A 15,610-nucleotide genomic window follows, 5' to 3' on the forward strand; every position below is an offset into this window, starting at 1 on the left:
CTACATCTTAATGAACATTCCCATCATACCAACCCCTACATCATTTGACAATGAAGCGCAGGCAGTTGTCATCATATTGTCGATTCTCCCTTCCAGTATGCGTGAAAAATGAACTTACCATTCGATTCCAGTTGGGGAATACGTGAAAAAGTTGCGGAGAGCTCTAATTGACGCTCTCATAAAGGTACCTATCACCACTATCCCCTTCGCTCAGTTAAGCAAGATTCCATCCATATTCTGAGCCAATGGGATAGTGCCCACAATCTTAGACATTAAACATGTTCCCCCGCCCGGTGCCACATAAATAGGAAGAGGAGGCAGGTTATATCCCTGCCTCCTCTTCCTATTTATTCACCAACAAAGGCGTTAACTCGAATAAGCTGCGGCGAATTTGATGCCATGCCTTCGTCAGGACATCTTGCAGCTCCCAAGCGTGCCTTCCCATGACATTCACAACGAGTCCGTGCTTATACGTAAGACTCGCTCCCATGCGAACCTTGCCGCCTTCCAGTTGGCTCAGTTTCTCCACAATCGCCTCTAGATGTCGATGCTTGAGGCGATCAGAGAAAACAAACAAATTCCCCATGTGCGTCTCTTCTTCCCAACAACCCGGGGAAGTAAGCAGCATGGTGGCGGGCTCAATTCGCTGATTCTGATAGAAAATCAGCTCCCCCTCATACCATACCTTCATCCGATTCACATACCGCGAATACTGAAATATTTCCCCCCGCTGTGTTCGTCCAGGACAAATGACATCGGAGAAAATCAAAGCTGATCCCTTTGATAGATGCGCCTCCGTTTCCGCGAACATTTCGGCATCCTTATACAGCATCAAAGGCTCGGGGATATACTCCAACAGCGCGTCTGCCGCCAATCGAAGCGTCTGATGTTGTGTACTTCCTTGCCCCCCTACGGAAGGATGAACCTTCGTGAACGATTGGTTCGTTAGATAAACACGTGCGCCCTCTTCAAGGCGCACGTCAATTGCGTAATGATCGCCGGACATGAGTCCAGGTGAGCAATCCATCATATAGACGCCCAGTTGATCCATGGGGGCGGCATCATCCATGAACGTTTCGTTCTCATAACGGAACGTTTTGGCGATTTTGAGCGGGGAGGCGTGATATTTGTGAACGAGCCGCGTAAAACAACTGCGCACAGCAAATTGTGCGGATATCTCCCCCGTCAGTTTAGGCATGGCTAAACTCCGTCTCCACCCAGCTCACAATGTCATCCAGTCCTGTACCGCCCATCAGATTAGAGAATATATACGGGCGTTCGCCGCGCATCTTTTTCGTATCGGAATCCATCACTTCTAAGCTAGCGCCTACATAAGGGGCGAGATCGATTTTGTTAATGATCAGCATATCTGAACGCATGATGCCAGGCCCGCCTTTACGCGGGATTTTCTCCCCTTGCGCCACATCTATAATATAGATGAAGCGATCCACAAGCTCCGGGCTGAATGCAGCCGCCAAATTATCTCCGCCACTCTCAATGAAAATGATATCGAGATTCTCAAACCGCTTCTCCAGCTCTTCAATCGCTTCAAAATTCATCGAAGCATCCTCACGGATCGCTGTATGCGGGCAGCCGCCTGTCTCTACTCCGATGATTCGCTCCTCTGGCAGCGCTTCAGAGCTAATCAGAATACGTGCATCTTCCTTCGTATAGATGTCATTGGTGATAACCGCTATGCTGTAGCGGCTATTCAGCCTCCGTGCCAAGCGTTCAACAAGCGCTGTTTTACCTGAACCTACAGGACCTCCAATGCCAATTCGCATCGGGCGATTGCGATCTGCTGATGGTTTCTCCCACTCGTGATGATGATGACCATTACCTTGGCACATTGTCATTCCTCCTCAGATCTATGATTGAGCTTCTTCCTATTAAGACATGAATAAACGAGAGTATAAGGTTTCATGCTGCATCATAGCTAAATCCGCCGCTGGTGAATTTGTGTATGCCTCCATCGGATCCATGTGCGAAACTCGCTGCCATTCGCTTCCAGTCAAAGGAACCAGCTTTGCTAGCAGCATCTGACCTTGCGTTTGTCCAATGGACATCAGCCTCAGCGCGCTATTAATGCTAGTCATGATGCATGTGTATAAATAGCCTTCTACTGCCTGATCCAGAGGAACTCCCAAATGGTAGCTCACCCAACCGTGAACAACAGGATGGTTGGAACTGCATCTCCCAGCGCTCACAGCATCATCGAAAGGCTGCCAATTCAGCTCTGGATATAGCGAACGTGATAATTGTAGCAGTCTCCGTCCTATTTTCTGAACACCGATCCGCGTCTCACTCCCTACCCGCTGCACATGCAGCATATGGTCGAGATCCCAAAGCGGCCCTAGCTCCCCGCCAGGAATGTGCATATAAGCTGCCTTTATGACCATGGCATCCGAAGATGCCCAACTGCCCGCTAACATAGATCGAATGTAAGCTTCTAACTCAGAGATCGATGCTAATCTCCCTTGCTGAACGAGTGTTTCTAAACCAAATGAGTGCGAAAACCCGCCAATCGGAAGCGCCGAATCCAACAGTTGCTGATAGGCTAACCAATGGAACGGTGGATGTTCTGCTGCTTTCATTGTTGTCACCTCAATCGCGACTGTCTTCCATTCTTTTTAAAATAAGAAATACAACTGAGCCATCGGCAGCTCTGTCGCCGGTTCGCAGGTCACAGCCTCGCCATCAACCTTCACCTCGTAAGTTTCAGGATTCACTTCTATAGAAGGTGTTCCATCGTTATGGATCATATCTTTCTTGGAAATGCTGCGACAGCCCTTCACCGGCTCAACCCGCTTTTGCAAACTGAATCGTTCTGCGATTCCACTGTCATACGCAGCCTGAGAGACGAACGTAATCGAGCTTTGCGTCAACGCTTTCCCAAATGCAGCGAACATCGGTCTACCGAAGACAGGCTGCGGAGTTGGGATGGATGCATTCGGATCCCCCATTTGCGCATATGCGATGCTGCCTCCTTTGAGAACCAGATCTGGCTTGACGCCGAAAAACATCGGACTCCAAACGACCAAATCTGCAAATTTGCCTGGTTCAATCGACCCGACAAGATGCGATATGCCATGTGTTATGGCTGGGTTGATTGTATATTTCGCCATGTAGCGTTTAATGCGGAAATTATCGTTATCTTCGGTATCGGGAGCTAGTGGTCCGCGCTGTTTTTTCATTTTATCCGCCGTTTGCCACGTACGAATAATGACCTCCCCGACTCTCCCCATCGCTTGGGAATCGGAGCTCAGCATACTGAACACGCCTAGATCATGGAGAATATCTTCCGCTGCAATTGTTTCGGGGCGTATCCTAGAATCAGCGAAGGCGACGTCCTCCGGAATCCGACTATCCAAGTGATGACATACCATCAGCATATCCAAGTGCTCTTCAATGGTATTAATCGTGTACGGACGTGTCGGATTTGTTGAGGAAGGTAGGACATTCAGCTCAGCGGCCGCTCGGATAATATCCGGTGCGTGACCGCCCCCTGCGCCCTCGGTATGATACGTATGAATGGTGCGTCCTTTGATCGCAGCAAGCGTATCTTCAAGAAATCCCGCTTCATTTAATGTGTCCGTATGAATCGCGACTTGCACATCATAACGATCAGCCGCTTCCAAACACATGTCGATAGCTGCCGGCGTTGTTCCCCAATCTTCATGAAGCTTCAAACCGATGGCGCCCGCTTCAATTTGTTCAGTCAGCGGCTCCAGGAAGGACGAATTCCCTTTGCCGGTAAAGCCCAGATTCATTGGAAACGCTTCGGCTGCCTCCAGCATCCGCTGCATGTGCCAAGCTCCAGGTGTACAGGTTGTCGCGTTCGTCCCTGTGGCAGGCCCCGTTCCACCGCCGATCATCGTCGTCACGCCAGAGGAAAGCGCAGTTTCGATTTGCTGCGGGCAAATGAAATGGATATGCGCGTCGATACCGCCAGCTGTTACGATTTTACCCTCACCCGCAATGACCTCTGTGCTTGCACCTACGATCATATTCGGATGCACACCATCCATAATATCCGGGTTGCCTGATTTTCCAATGCCAACAATATGACCATCACGAATACCGATATCGCCTTTGACAATCCCCCAGTGATCAATAATGACAGCATTCGTAATTAAGGTATCTAATACACCCTGTGCACGGGTCGCACCGCTAGATTGTCCCATGCCGTCACGGATTACCTTCCCGCCGCCGAACTTGCATTCATCCCCGTATACGGTGTAATCATGCTCGATTTGCGCCCAAAGCTCTGTGTCTGCCAACCGAATGGCATCGCCTGTTGTAGGGCCAAACATCAGTGCATAGTTCTTACGATCTATTCGACTCACCAAGCATCCCCTCCCAGGCCTGCCATCTTTCTCTCGTTTCGATCGACATTTTGTTTTTTTTCGCCAAGCCTTGACTCAAATTATTAAGCCCATAAGACAGCATCGCTCCGCCTAATTCGACAAGCTGAACTGGCTTTTGCTCACCAGGCTCGAAACGGACAGCTGTTCCGGCTGGAATGTCTAGGCGCATGCCAAAGGCCGACTCTCTCGGAAAATCCAAACCTCTATTTACTTCAAAAAAGTGAAAATGCGACCCAACTTGAACCGGTCGATCTCCTGTATTCGTTACAATGATTTCAATCGTCTGTCTGCCAACGTTCATTTCAATAAAGCCTTTGGCTGTTCGATATTCACCGGGAACCATGTTCTCGCCCCTTTCTTGAGTCATTATGTAATTGGTTCATGTACGGTAACTAATTTGGTCCCATCGGGAAACGTAGCTTCCACCTGCACTTCATGAATCATTTGAGGGACACCTTCCATAACCTGATCTGCCTTGAGAATAGTCGTACCGAACGCCATGAGCTGCGCGACCGTCAAGCCATCCCTAGCTCCTTCCATGATTTCGGAAGTCAACAGTGCAATGCTCTCTGGATAATTCAGCTTTAATCCTCTAGCTAATCTTCGTCTAGCTAAGTCAGCAGCTACGGTTATGAGTAACTTCTCTTTTTCCCTTTCCGTTAAATGCACACGCTCACCTCTTCAAAAACCGAATAATAGCAATCCTTTACACTCATTATATTCGTGTATTTAACGATTGTAAATCTTAAATGTCATATAAGTTGACATAAATAACTTGATTTTTAAATAAATATTTCAATTTTATGTGATTTTCACAAGGTTCCTGATCACATTTGTGCATTTTAAACAAAAAACATTCCATCAGTGTCATGTATATTGACATAAACTTGTGTTGCCATTTATCATAAGCCATGTAATCCAAATCTTGTAGGGCAAGGGAGTGGGACGTGAATGAGAGAGATAAGAAACAAGGGTAAGCTTACAGTTGCACTAAGTATGGCTTTGATGTTAGTTGCGGCCGGCTGTGCGAAGACAGAAACTACCTCCTCTACGACGACTGCACCTGTGGCTGGGGCAACATCTGGCGACACAGTACCAGTGGGAATTCTTCACTCACTAACAGGTACGATGTCCATCAGTGAGGTATCTGTTAGAGATGCTGAACTCATGGCGATTGACGAAATTAATGCAGCTGGGGGACTATTGGGCAAAAAGATCAAACCCGTGATCGAGGATGGGGCATCGGATTGGCCAACTTTTGCAGAGAAGACAAAGAAGCTCCTGCAAAAAGACAGCGTAGTAACGATTTTCGGTTGCTGGACATCTGCTAGCCGTAAAGCAGTACTTCCAGTCGTCGAGCAAAACAAAGGATTACTGTGGTACCCGGTTCAGTATGAAGGCGTTGAATCCTCACCTAACATCTTCTACATAGGTGCAACAACGAATCAACAAATCATCCCCGCAGTCACTTGGCTCCTGCAAAACAAAGGCAAGAAATTCTTCCTCCTCGGTTCCGATTACGTATTCCCAAGAACAGCCAACAAAATTATTAAAGAGCAGTTGAAAGCAGATGGCGGAACACTGGTTGCTGAAGAATATACACCGCTTGGACACACGGACTACAATACAATCATTAGTAAGATTAAAAAGGAAAAACCAGACGTTGTCTTCAACACATTGAACGGCGATAGTAACGTTGCCTTCTTCAAGCAGCTTCAAGATGCTGGCATTACGTCTAAAGATTTAACAACAATGTCCGTTAGTATCGCCGAAGAAGAAGTGCGCGGTATCGGTGCTTCTGTTCTCGATGGTCACTACACAGCATGGAACTACTATCAAACAACGAATACAACTGAAAACAAGAAATTCGTTGAGGCTTATAAAGCCAAATACGGCAAGGACCGCGTAACGGATGATCCGATTGAAGCTGGCTACACAGCTGTTTATCTGTGGGCTGAAGCTGTGAAGAAAGCTGGCTCCTTTGACGTAGAGAAAGTAAAAGCAGCAGCCAAAGGGATTGAGTGGAACTCACCTGAAGGTAAAGTCACCATTGATGGTGAGAATCAACATATCTTCAAAACTGCTCGTATCGGCCAAATTACGACTGATGGCCAAATTAAAGAAATTTGGAATTCTGGCAAAGCACTCAAACCGGATCCATTCCTCAAAACATATCCTTGGGGCGCAGAAGTAACGAAATGATCCAAGGTCTTCGTACTCAGAAACCAGGACTGCCTAACCGCAGTCCTGGATTTCATCATTTTAATCCGGTTTCAGAGCCTATGCTTCCGATGCGAGTTTTGAGGTTTCAATATCCCGCTTCGCTTGCATGAACAACTCAAAACTTTTAAAGGAGAGATTGTCATGAGTTTGCTGCTGCTTCAATTATTTAACGGACTCAGCTTAAGCTCCATTCTGCTCTTAATCGCAATCGGTCTCGCCATTACCTTCGGTCTCATGAATGTGATGAATATGGCACATGGCGAATTTATTATGATCGGTGCTTATATGGCTTATCTCGTACAGAAAGGCTTCCAATCCTATATGCCCGCTTCTGCCTTCGGATGGTACTTCGTCGTTTCACTCGGCGTTGCTTTTGTCGTCGCTTTCGCCATTGGCTGGCTTCTCGAAGTTGTACTCATCCGCTTCATGTACGGCAGACCGTTGGATAGCTTATTGGCTACCTGGGGAGTCTCTCTCGCTTTACAACAAATTGCACGATCCATCTTTGGCGCTCCCAATGTCGCTGTTAGAGCTCCGCAGTGGTTGGAAGGCGGATGGCATGTAACGGCAGACTTAATTCTTCCATATAAGCGACTCTTTATCATTGGGCTTGTCGCACTTTGCATCTTCATCATCTACCTGTATCTCTATCACTCTGCTGGCGGTAGAAGAATGAGAGCGGTTATGCAAAATCGTGAAATGGCTTCTTGCTTGGGTATATCTACTCGCAGAGTCGATGCTCAATCCTTCGCGTTTGGTTCTGCCATGGCTGGTATCGCAGGCTGTGCTCTTTCCCTACTAGGACCGATTGGACCCACGATTGGCACCTATTATATTGTTGATGCCTTTATGGTCGTCGTGCTCGGCGGGATCGGCAAACTGATCGGCACCGTAGCTGGCGCATTAGGGATCGGAGTATTCAATACCGCCTTGGAATATACGACCAGCGCTACACTTGGTAAAGTACTTGTCTTTACACTGATCATCGCCTTCTTACAATGGAAGCCAGTGGGACTTGTAACGATGCGTTCGCGATCCTTAGATTGAAGAAAGGAAGTGACCTCTTCTATGCTCTTTGCCAGACAATCTAAGCTCAAGCTATCCATCTATGGTATTGGTTTACTACTCATCGCGCTTGCCCCCCTATTTTTGTCTGACTTTCGTTTATCCTTACTCGGCAAATTCCTGGCTTATGCCATTATCGCGATCGGAATTGACTTAATCTGGGGATATACCGGCATTTTAAGTCTTGGCCATGGCGTTTATTTCGGACTCGGAGCTTATTGTATGGCCATGCATTTGAAGCTTGCTTCCACGCCTAATCAATTACCTGATTTCATGTCCTGGAGTGGTGTCAAAAGCTTGCCATGGTTCTGGTTACCGTTCCATAGTGCCACAGCCGCGTTCCTGTTAGCGCTCATTTTACCGATGATTGTCGCCTTTATCCTCGGATATTTCACTTTCCGTAATCGGATCAAAGGCGCATTCTTCTCCATTTTATCCCAAGCCTTAGTCATCATTACGGTGACCCTCTTCGTCGGACAGCAAGGCTATACAGGCGGGACGAATGGATTAACGAACTTTACAACCTTTCTCGGTCTGAATCTGCAACTACAATCGACGAAACTGCTGTTTTTCTATCTCACCCTAGCCGTCGTGCTCGTTGTTCTAATCCTTAGCACCCTGCTCGTGACCAGTCGTCTTGGCAACATTCTTACTGCCATTCGGGATGGTGAAAACAGAGTACGCTTCATTGGCTATAATCCCGTCACGTATAAAGTTTTCATTTACTGCGTCTCCGCAGGTTTAGCCGGACTTGCAGGCGTGCTCTTCGTACTTCAAGAAGGGATCATATCACCTGCGCAAATGGGTATCGTACCATCGATTGAGATGGTTCTATGGGTAGCTATTGGCGGTCGTTCAACCATTGGGGGCGCTATTCTTGGGGCATTAGTAACGAATGCAGCCAAAACAACCTTCAGTGAAGCTTATCCCGCTTGGTGGCCAATCATGCTAGGAGCTATGTTCATCATCGTCGTTTTATTACTGCCAAAAGGTATTGTCGGCACACTTACACACTATTTCACCAATTGGAAAAGAAACAATCTTCCAAAGCATATCTCGTCATCGCAAGAAGTAATAGAAACATGAACTCCGCTTATGTAAACCGGAAAGGGGAACATTTCAATGCTAGGACAATTAGCGAAACAACAACCGACAACCGACGAGACAATCCTGAGCGTCAAGGGACTTGAGGTGAACTTCGACGGTTTCAAAGCCTTGCGGAATCTAGATTTTTCGTTAAAATACGGTGAGCTCCGTTTCCTTATCGGCCCCAATGGCGCTGGTAAAACGACGCTGCTTGATGTGATCTGCGGCAAAGTAAAGCCTTCCCACGGTCACGTCTTTTTCAAAGATTCCATTGATCTCACCAAGCACCAAGAGCACCAAATTGCCCAGCTTGGCATCGGGCGAAAATTCCAAGCGCCTACGGTTTTCTCCACCTTAACCGTCTTTGAAAATCTGGCACTTTCGATGAAGCAGCAGCGCGGACTCCTCAGTGCGCTGTGGGCCAAAACTACAAGTGAACAAAGAGATCGACTCTACCTTCGGCTTGATATGATCGGTCTTCAGAGTAAAGCCAAAGAGCGTGCCGGCTCCCTCTCCCACGGGGAGAAGCAATGGCTCGAAATCGGTATGCTGCTTATGCAGGAGCCTGATCTCCTGTTGCTCGACGAGCCCGCCGCTGGTATGACCGACAGTGAGACAGAGAAAACCGGCGAGCTGCTCCATGAAATTGCAGCGAATCAAACCATTATCGTTGTTGAGCACGACATGGCTTTCGTGCGCCAGTTCGCTAGAACAGTAACTGTTCTTCACGAAGGCACTGTCCTGCGAGAAGGCACGATGCAAGACATTCAGAATGATGACAAAGTTGCGGAAGTATACCTCGGAAGGAGAGTTGAACGCGGTGCTTAAACTACAGGGCATTGAAGCCGGTTATGGCGAAAGTATGGTCGTCCGTGGCGTGAACCTCGAGGTAAAGCCTGGTCAGATCGTTTGTTTAATGGGACGCAATGGGGTTGGGAAATCCACCCTCATGAAAAGTATCATGGGACTCATTAAGCCCAGATCAGGCAATATCCACTACATGGAGGCAGACATCACTTCGTCTTCTCCAGATCGCCGCGCCAAGTTTGGTATCGGCTACGTGCCGCAGGGCAGGGAAATATTCCCCCAACTTACCGTCGAGGAAAATCTTTTATTAGGCTTAGAGGCCGCATCAGATCGCAGAAAGAAATTGCCAGAGTCTCTCTTCGATACGTTTCCCGTTCTTCGTCAAATGCTTCATCGCAAAGGAGGAGACCTCAGCGGCGGTCAGCAGCAGCAGCTAGCCATCGCACGGGCATTAGCTCCTGGACCTCAGTTATTGCTTCTGGATGAACCCATGGAGGGGATACAGCCATCTATCGTCATGGAGATCGAGGCGATCATCGAAACCATTAAGCGAAATCGCCAAATTGCAGTGCTTCTAGTCGAGCAAAGCTTAGAATTTGCCACAAGCATTGCTGATTATTACTATGTACTCGACCGCGGCACAATAGCTGCCGAAGGAAAAGCGGAGCATTTAAGCGAAGATCTCGTTCGAAAGCATTTAACCGTATGATCGTGATCTTAACTTCACACCTTACCACCAAAGAAGCTGACCAACTTGACCTATGGATTTAGGATTCAAGTAGCGTAAAGCTTCTTTTTTTGAGTTTGAAAATAAGTTAAAACTGGACGTCACAAAATGGATAGGATAACATGTCATATAGATAGGATCGATTAATGCGCACGGCATATCGAGCACCTAGCCTTTTAAAGGAAAAGGAGGGGAACCTGTATGTCAAAAATATTAATCATCGAAGACGATATAAGTATCGGTGAAATGATGTCCATTTACTTATACGAAGATGGCTATGAAGTGAAGCGCGCGGAGAACGGGCGGCAAGGCGAGGCCTTATTTCGAGAATTCCAGCCTGATATGATCATTCTTGATCTCATGCTGCCTGATATGGATGGGATTCATCTATGCACAACGATTCGTAATACCTCGTCCATTCCGATCTTAATGGTATCCGCCAAGAACGACGTTTCAGATCGTGTGAAGGGCCTTCAGACAGGCGCTGATGACTATTTATGTAAACCATTCTCGATGAGAGAGCTTTCAGCAAGAATACAAGCCCTGTTTCGGCGTTCCAACGCATTTCCTACACAGGCTCCCTCACCATCAGACGTGCCCAATCAAATGGGGATTTACTTGGATCTAGAGAAGCGCTGTCTATTTGTTGGCGGCAAAAATATAGAAACAACCTTCTCTGAGTACGAAATCATGAAGCTTTTCTGGCAAAATCAAGGCAGGGTTTACAGCCGAGAAGAGCTGTTGAATCGTGTTCGCGGCTTTGATTCCCAAGTAACCGAACGTGCAATCGACGTACATATCGCAAACCTGCGCAAAAAAATTGAAGATGACCCCAAAGAGCCCAAGCACATCAAGACGGTGTGGGGTGTCGGTTATAAATTTCTACTTATGTAAAGCTCCCTCGGGAGCTTTTTTTGTTTGCGAAATGCACTGAAATTCGTCACCAAATAGGCATCAGCACAATATGATGATTATGGAAAATGACCTTTACGAACTCAGTCACCGGAAAGGAGTGACCTTCTAAATGGCCGTTATAAAATCCAATGCAAATGAACGACAATTATTAGCACGTTTACTCCGAGCTGAAGCTGAAGGCGAAGGGGAAATGGGTATGCTGATGGTCGGAAATGTCGGTGTAAATCGGGTTAAAGCGGACTGTCTAGACTTCAAAAAAATCCGAAGCATCAACGACATGGTTTATCAAAGCCCAGGTGGATTTGAGGCCACTCAGAAAGGCTATTTTTATCAAAAAGCCCGTGATGCTGAGGTTCGTCTGGCGAAAAGAGTCATTGACGGAGAACGATTTCATCCAGCAACGAACTCCCTTTGGTATTTCAGACCAGAAGGAGCCTGCCCTAGCTCTTGGTATAACCAAAAGCAAACAGGGCGGTTCAAAAAGCACTGCTTCTTCGCTCCTACGGTGAAAGATTGCCCTGGCGCGTTCAGCACCTTTTGATAAGTAACATTGTGCGCCGCCAAATTTATTGTTTTACAACCACATTTATGAAGAAAGCTTTCGAATTGAAAGCTCAAGGAGGAAATTATCATCATGTTAAATAACCCTTACAAAATAGGTAATCAAGCAATGCCGCAAGTACAGTATGGCAATCCGTATCCTGCGTACCCTGTCCCAACGAACATTACGAATAAAGTCGTTCCCCAAACACCAGCCGGATCAGTACTCACGCCCCCTGGCGGCTTACAAACAGGTGTAAATGTACCGGGGCTTCCTGCTTTTGAAGAATCGTATATCGAGAATATCCTTCGTTTGAATCTGGGTAAAATGGCAACCCTCTACATGACATATGAAAACAACTCCCAATGGAACGCCAAAATTTTCAAAGGCAGACTAGAGGCGGCAGGACGTGATCATATCATTATCAGCGATCCTGTGACAGGTATGCGTTTCCTATTACTTATGGTGAACTTGGATTACATTACTTTTGATGAAGAACTCAATTACGCCTACCCCTTCAGAGGCGGAGCCCAGTCCAGATAACAGCTAAATAGCATGCGAAAACCGTTGCTCTGTAATAGAGCAGCGGTTTTTATATTTGGGCATACTTAACTGATGAGAAGTGCCACATATGCAGCTTCTTAATACCTCCTTGAATCCATTGCTCCCAATCGCCGTGCTGGCCATCGCCAAGCCCCTCTTTCAAGCGCTCCTGCTTCATGCTCAGGTATTCCTCGTACGTAACTTCATGCCAAATTTCTACATAAAGTCCCTCTTGATCTGTTCCTTCCAATAGCTCCAAACGCCCTTCCCGCCGCTGAAGTCCTTGCATATAGATGAGAAATGAAGCTCGAAATTCAGGTTTTATGGCATACTCTACAAAAACTTTAGACATTTTTAGATCTCCTTCTGATTTATTTTTTACTCTATAATGGTAAACTAAGAGCAAGATGTTAATTGAGCCTTCACCCCAGATACAGAACAAACCATGTGTACAGAACACTTAGGAGGATAACCAGTTGGATACAGGCACTCATCTCGTCATTGGCTTAGGATTAGCAGGACTTTCGCAAATCGATCCGAGCATTTCTGCAAATACGGCAGCAACGACTGCTGTTTTTATTGGAACTGTCGTTGGTTCTCAGATTCCTGATATCGATGGACTCCTCCGTTTCAAAGGAAATGCTGTGTATATTCGCAATCACCGCGGTCGCTCACATTCCTTGCCTGCCTTGCCCTTATGGACGCTGTTGATCACTGGGGCACTTGCGCCATTCTTCCATGGCATCTCCTTCTTGCATCTTGCTATGTGGATCGGTATCGCCGTGTGCGTTCATGTATTCACTGACTGTTTTAACACCTATGGCACTCAAGCCATTCGACCCTTTTCTGAAAAGTGGGTATCGTGGAACATCATTCACATCTTCGATCCCTTTATATTCACAAGTCACATTGCCGCGATCTTCATGTGGTCCTTCGATCTAGCGAAGCCACAGCACATTTTCCCCACCTTGTATGGCTTACTCGCGCTTTATTACATTTGGCGAACACTGGACCATGCCATTATTGAAAAAGGGCTATATCGCAAAGATGCCACCTATCAGCCCGGTGATAAATATACCCTTATTGTAACATTCAACCTCTATGTCTGGAATGTCGTGAAGGAGTGCGCCGATGGAACCTATCAGTTAGGCGAACTCAAGAACGGCAAACTGAAGTGGTTGGACACCATTACTTGTACTGACCACCCTGCTATCGAGATTTCCAAGCACCACGAGGACATTCAATCGCTGCTCTATTTCTCCTCCTTCACCTCTGCTGAAGTCAAAGAGCATCGGTGGGGTTATGAAGTGAGATGGGCAGATGTGCGCTACCGCCATCGCAAGCAATTTCCATTCGTCGGCGTCATCCTGATGGATCACAATTTCCAAACCCTCGATTCTTACGTCGGATGGGTGAACGATACGAAGCTCGGCAAGAAGCTGAAAGTTGATTTGTACTGAGAAGCTCAAACAGCAACCGACAGGCCCATGCGCAAAATGCATGGGCCTTTATCATTTCCATACAGCTCGCACCAGGCGCACCAAAAGCCCAGAAGCTATTTAGGCTCCTGGGCTTTATTATTACATAGTTCGGGAATGCTATTACGGAGACAAATGATCTAATTAACGGTAATTAGATCCAGATTGCCCCGCGAGCGTTTGCTCGGCGATTTGTACCAACCGGCGAGTAATGGCACCACCAATAGATCCAGTATCACGAGTTGCCATGTTACCATAGTAACCGTCTTGAGGAATTTGAATGCCCAGCTCCTGAGCTACCTCATATTTCAATTGGTCTAAAGCTTGATTGGCTTGCGGAACTACTAGTGTGTTGCTGCTACGAGATTGTGCCATCAGGATCGTACTCCTTTCAGTCAGCTATAATCTTTGATGTATTTGCAAGCTTGCAAAGATAGTATGTGGAGGAAATGAATTTATATGCACAGCGCTCAAAAAAGTTTAGAATAAGAAATGCTAGGATAACATCTTGAACAATCTTCTAGAAAGTAGGTCGTCACCAGTATGAGTAAACCACTTGCTCTCCTATTCGCAGTTGTTGGTACGCTGCTGCTCGCTTGTATTTCCCTATTCATCGCCCTACGAGAGCCATGGATGGTTCTCGTTTGCTCCATCATTTCGTTAGGATTTATCGGATATGGTTTCGCAGTAAAAGCCAAGATGCGTCGTAAAAATACGCCCTCCAAGTGAACAAAAAAGCTCAAATTCCCGATCAAAGGAATTTGAGCTTTTTTACTTGTAAATGTTGAACTTAGCGGACAATGAAGCCCATCCGTTTCTTTACCTCGAGCAGCGTTTGATTGGCCACTTCGGCAGCTTCGTCAGCGCCTTTTTTCAAAATATCAAAGATTTCTCCTGAACTGCGAATCTCCCGATAGCGCTGCTGAATAGGCTCAAGAACAGCAACAATATGTTCAGCCAGCTCCTTTTTGAAAGGACCATACCCTTGCCCCTCGTATTTCGCCTCTATCTCCACTAGACTCATTTCTGCAAAGTGCGAGTAAATCGACATCAAATTGCTTACCTCAGGTTTGTTCTGAGGATCATATTTCACTTCTCGTCCAGAGTCGGTAACAGCACGACTAAGCTTCTTACGAATCACATCCGGCTCATCGAGCATCGCGATATAACTTCCGGCATTCGGACTGCTTTTACTCATTTTCTTAGAGGCATCATCAAGTGACATAATTCTGGCACCCACTTCAGGCATATATGGCTGCGGCATCACAAACATATCTCCGAAACGGTTATTAAAACGGTTCGCCAAATCACGCGTCAGCTCCAAATGCTGCTTCTGATCGTCGCCAACGGGAATAAGATCCGCGTTATAGAGCAAAATATCTGCTGCCATCAGAGACGGATATGTGAATAGCCCTGCGCCAACAGATTCTTTACCTTCGGATTTATCTTTAAATTGTGTCATGCGTTCCAGCTCGCCCATATGCGTCAACGTCGTCATAATCCAGCCAAGCTCTGCATGTGCATGTACATGGGACTGTAGGAAGACAGAAGCCTTATTCGGGTCTAGACCCGAAGCAATGTATAGCGAAGCGATAGACTCTGTTTGTTCCCGGAGCGCCGCTGGATCTTGCGGCACTGTGATGGCATGCATATCAACCACCATGAAATAGCAGCGATGCAGCTCCTGCAGTTTCACAAAGTTACGAAGTGCCCCAATGTAATTACCAATTGTCAGCTGACCGCTGGATTGCATACCGGATAGTACTCTTTTCATTCAAATAACCTCCTCGAAATTGTCAGTACATGAATTGCGTATAGGTAAAAAAGACAACAAAAAAGCCTCCCTCCGCAAGGGACG

At 46.8% G+C, this 15,610-nt stretch carries 19 protein-coding genes and 1 other annotated feature (1 of these 20 only partly in view); of the genes, 10 read left to right on the forward strand and 9 right to left on the reverse strand.

Going from position 1 to position 15,610, the window contains the following annotated elements; translation table 11 throughout:
• Positions 1 to 343 precede the first annotated feature (343 nt).
• Genes AC58QC_RS18420 through AC58QC_RS18445 form a run of 6 tightly spaced genes read right to left on the reverse strand, consistent with a single transcriptional unit; the run spans position 344 to position 5,036 of the window.
• Entirely contained in the window at positions 344 to 1,198 is an 855-nt protein-coding gene (locus AC58QC_RS18420; RefSeq protein ID WP_497416578.1) for an urease accessory protein UreD, read from the reverse strand.
• Positions 1,191 to 1,850 (reverse strand): urease accessory protein UreG, encoded by a 660-nt coding sequence (ureG, locus tag AC58QC_RS18425; protein WP_497416579.1) that lies wholly within the window; start codon positions 1,848 to 1,850, stop codon positions 1,191 to 1,193. The genes AC58QC_RS18420 and ureG overlap by 8 nt, the downstream gene beginning before the upstream one ends.
• Before the next feature lie 39 nt (positions 1,851 to 1,889).
• On the reverse strand, positions 1,890 to 2,594 hold the full coding sequence (locus AC58QC_RS18430; RefSeq protein ID WP_497416580.1) for an urease accessory protein UreF: 705 nt from the start codon (positions 2,592 to 2,594) through the stop codon (positions 1,890 to 1,892).
• A 36-nt stretch (positions 2,595 to 2,630) separates the two neighbouring features.
• Entirely contained in the window at positions 2,631 to 4,346 is a 1,716-nt protein-coding gene (gene ureC, locus AC58QC_RS18435; RefSeq protein ID WP_497416581.1) for an urease subunit alpha, read from the reverse strand.
• A complete protein-coding gene (ureB, locus tag AC58QC_RS18440; protein ID WP_497416582.1) occupies positions 4,327 to 4,710 on the reverse strand; it encodes an urease subunit beta in 384 nt (127 codons plus the stop codon). Before ureB ends, ureC begins: the two co-directional genes overlap by 20 nt.
• Positions 4,711 to 4,733: 23 nt before the next feature.
• Positions 4,734 to 5,036 (reverse strand): urease subunit gamma, encoded by a 303-nt coding sequence (locus tag AC58QC_RS18445; RefSeq protein WP_056613424.1) that lies wholly within the window; start codon positions 5,034 to 5,036, stop codon positions 4,734 to 4,736.
• Between the two features lie 282 nt (positions 5,037 to 5,318).
• On the opposite strand from AC58QC_RS18445, the gene urtA reads away from it, so the two are divergent.
• The 8 genes from urtA to gerQ all read left to right on the forward strand — a co-directional run bounded on the left by urtA (position 5,319) and on the right by gerQ (position 12,274).
• The gene (urtA, locus tag AC58QC_RS18450; RefSeq protein WP_497416583.1) at positions 5,319 to 6,569 is read left to right on the forward strand and encodes an urea ABC transporter substrate-binding protein; all 1,251 of its coding nucleotides are present in this window, start codon (positions 5,319 to 5,321) and stop codon (positions 6,567 to 6,569) included.
• Between the two features lie 162 nt (positions 6,570 to 6,731).
• A complete protein-coding gene (gene urtB / locus AC58QC_RS18455) occupies positions 6,732 to 7,637 on the forward strand; it encodes an urea ABC transporter permease subunit UrtB (RefSeq protein WP_497416584.1) in 906 nt (301 codons plus the stop codon).
• A 21-nt stretch (positions 7,638 to 7,658) separates the two neighbouring features.
• Positions 7,659 to 8,741: an urea ABC transporter permease subunit UrtC gene (gene urtC / locus AC58QC_RS18460; RefSeq protein WP_497416585.1), complete on the forward strand. Its 1,083-nt coding sequence runs from the start codon at positions 7,659 to 7,661 to the stop codon at positions 8,739 to 8,741.
• A gap of 36 nt (positions 8,742 to 8,777) precedes the next feature.
• Positions 8,778 to 9,569, forward strand: coding sequence for an urea ABC transporter ATP-binding protein UrtD (gene urtD / locus AC58QC_RS18465; protein WP_497416586.1), 792 nt, complete (start codon positions 8,778 to 8,780; stop codon positions 9,567 to 9,569).
• Positions 9,570 to 9,603: 34 nt separating this feature from the next.
• Positions 9,604 to 10,257 carry an urea ABC transporter ATP-binding subunit UrtE gene (gene urtE / locus AC58QC_RS18470; protein WP_497416692.1) on the forward strand — a complete coding sequence of 218 codons (654 nt, stop codon included), beginning with the start codon at positions 9,604 to 9,606 and terminating at the stop codon, positions 10,255 to 10,257.
• 219 nt (positions 10,258 to 10,476) lie between these two features.
• A complete protein-coding gene (locus AC58QC_RS18475; RefSeq protein ID WP_497416587.1) occupies positions 10,477 to 11,169 on the forward strand; it encodes a response regulator transcription factor in 693 nt (230 codons plus the stop codon).
• A 130-nt stretch (positions 11,170 to 11,299) separates the two neighbouring features.
• The gene (locus AC58QC_RS18480) at positions 11,300 to 11,731 is read left to right on the forward strand and encodes a cell wall hydrolase (protein ID WP_497416588.1); all 432 of its coding nucleotides are present in this window, start codon (positions 11,300 to 11,302) and stop codon (positions 11,729 to 11,731) included.
• 93 nt (positions 11,732 to 11,824) lie between these two features.
• Complete coding sequence (gene gerQ, locus AC58QC_RS18485; RefSeq protein ID WP_497416589.1) at positions 11,825 to 12,274, forward strand: spore coat protein GerQ; 450 nt, start codon at positions 11,825 to 11,827, stop codon at positions 12,272 to 12,274.
• A gap of 49 nt (positions 12,275 to 12,323) precedes the next feature.
• Here gerQ and AC58QC_RS18490 read toward each other — a convergent pair whose 3' ends face one another.
• Positions 12,324 to 12,626, reverse strand: a complete 303-nt coding sequence (locus AC58QC_RS18490; protein WP_497416590.1) for a hypothetical protein — start codon at positions 12,624 to 12,626, stop codon at positions 12,324 to 12,326.
• A gap of 124 nt (positions 12,627 to 12,750) precedes the next feature.
• On the opposite strand from AC58QC_RS18490, the gene AC58QC_RS18495 reads away from it, so the two are divergent.
• Positions 12,751 to 13,734 carry a metal-dependent hydrolase gene (locus AC58QC_RS18495; RefSeq protein WP_497416591.1) on the forward strand — a complete coding sequence of 328 codons (984 nt, stop codon included), beginning with the start codon at positions 12,751 to 12,753 and terminating at the stop codon, positions 13,732 to 13,734.
• A 162-nt stretch (positions 13,735 to 13,896) separates the two neighbouring features.
• On the opposite strand, the gene AC58QC_RS18500 is transcribed toward AC58QC_RS18495, so the two are convergent.
• The gene (locus AC58QC_RS18500; RefSeq protein ID WP_497258137.1) at positions 13,897 to 14,127 is read right to left on the reverse strand and encodes an alpha/beta-type small acid-soluble spore protein; all 231 of its coding nucleotides are present in this window, start codon (positions 14,125 to 14,127) and stop codon (positions 13,897 to 13,899) included.
• A 168-nt stretch (positions 14,128 to 14,295) separates the two neighbouring features.
• On the opposite strand from AC58QC_RS18500, the gene AC58QC_RS18505 reads away from it, so the two are divergent.
• Entirely contained in the window at positions 14,296 to 14,481 is a 186-nt protein-coding gene (locus AC58QC_RS18505) for a DUF5325 family protein (RefSeq protein WP_497416592.1), read from the forward strand.
• 61 nt (positions 14,482 to 14,542) lie between these two features.
• On the opposite strand, the gene trpS is transcribed toward AC58QC_RS18505, so the two are convergent.
• The gene (gene trpS, locus AC58QC_RS18510) at positions 14,543 to 15,526 is read right to left on the reverse strand and encodes a tryptophan--tRNA ligase (protein ID WP_497416593.1); all 984 of its coding nucleotides are present in this window, start codon (positions 15,524 to 15,526) and stop codon (positions 14,543 to 14,545) included.
• A 74-nt stretch (positions 15,527 to 15,600) separates the two neighbouring features.
• Positions 15,601 to 15,610: a binding site (T-box leader), on the reverse strand; it runs 263 nt beyond the window's last position.

The organism is Paenibacillus sp. J22P51 (assembly GCF_059692215.1).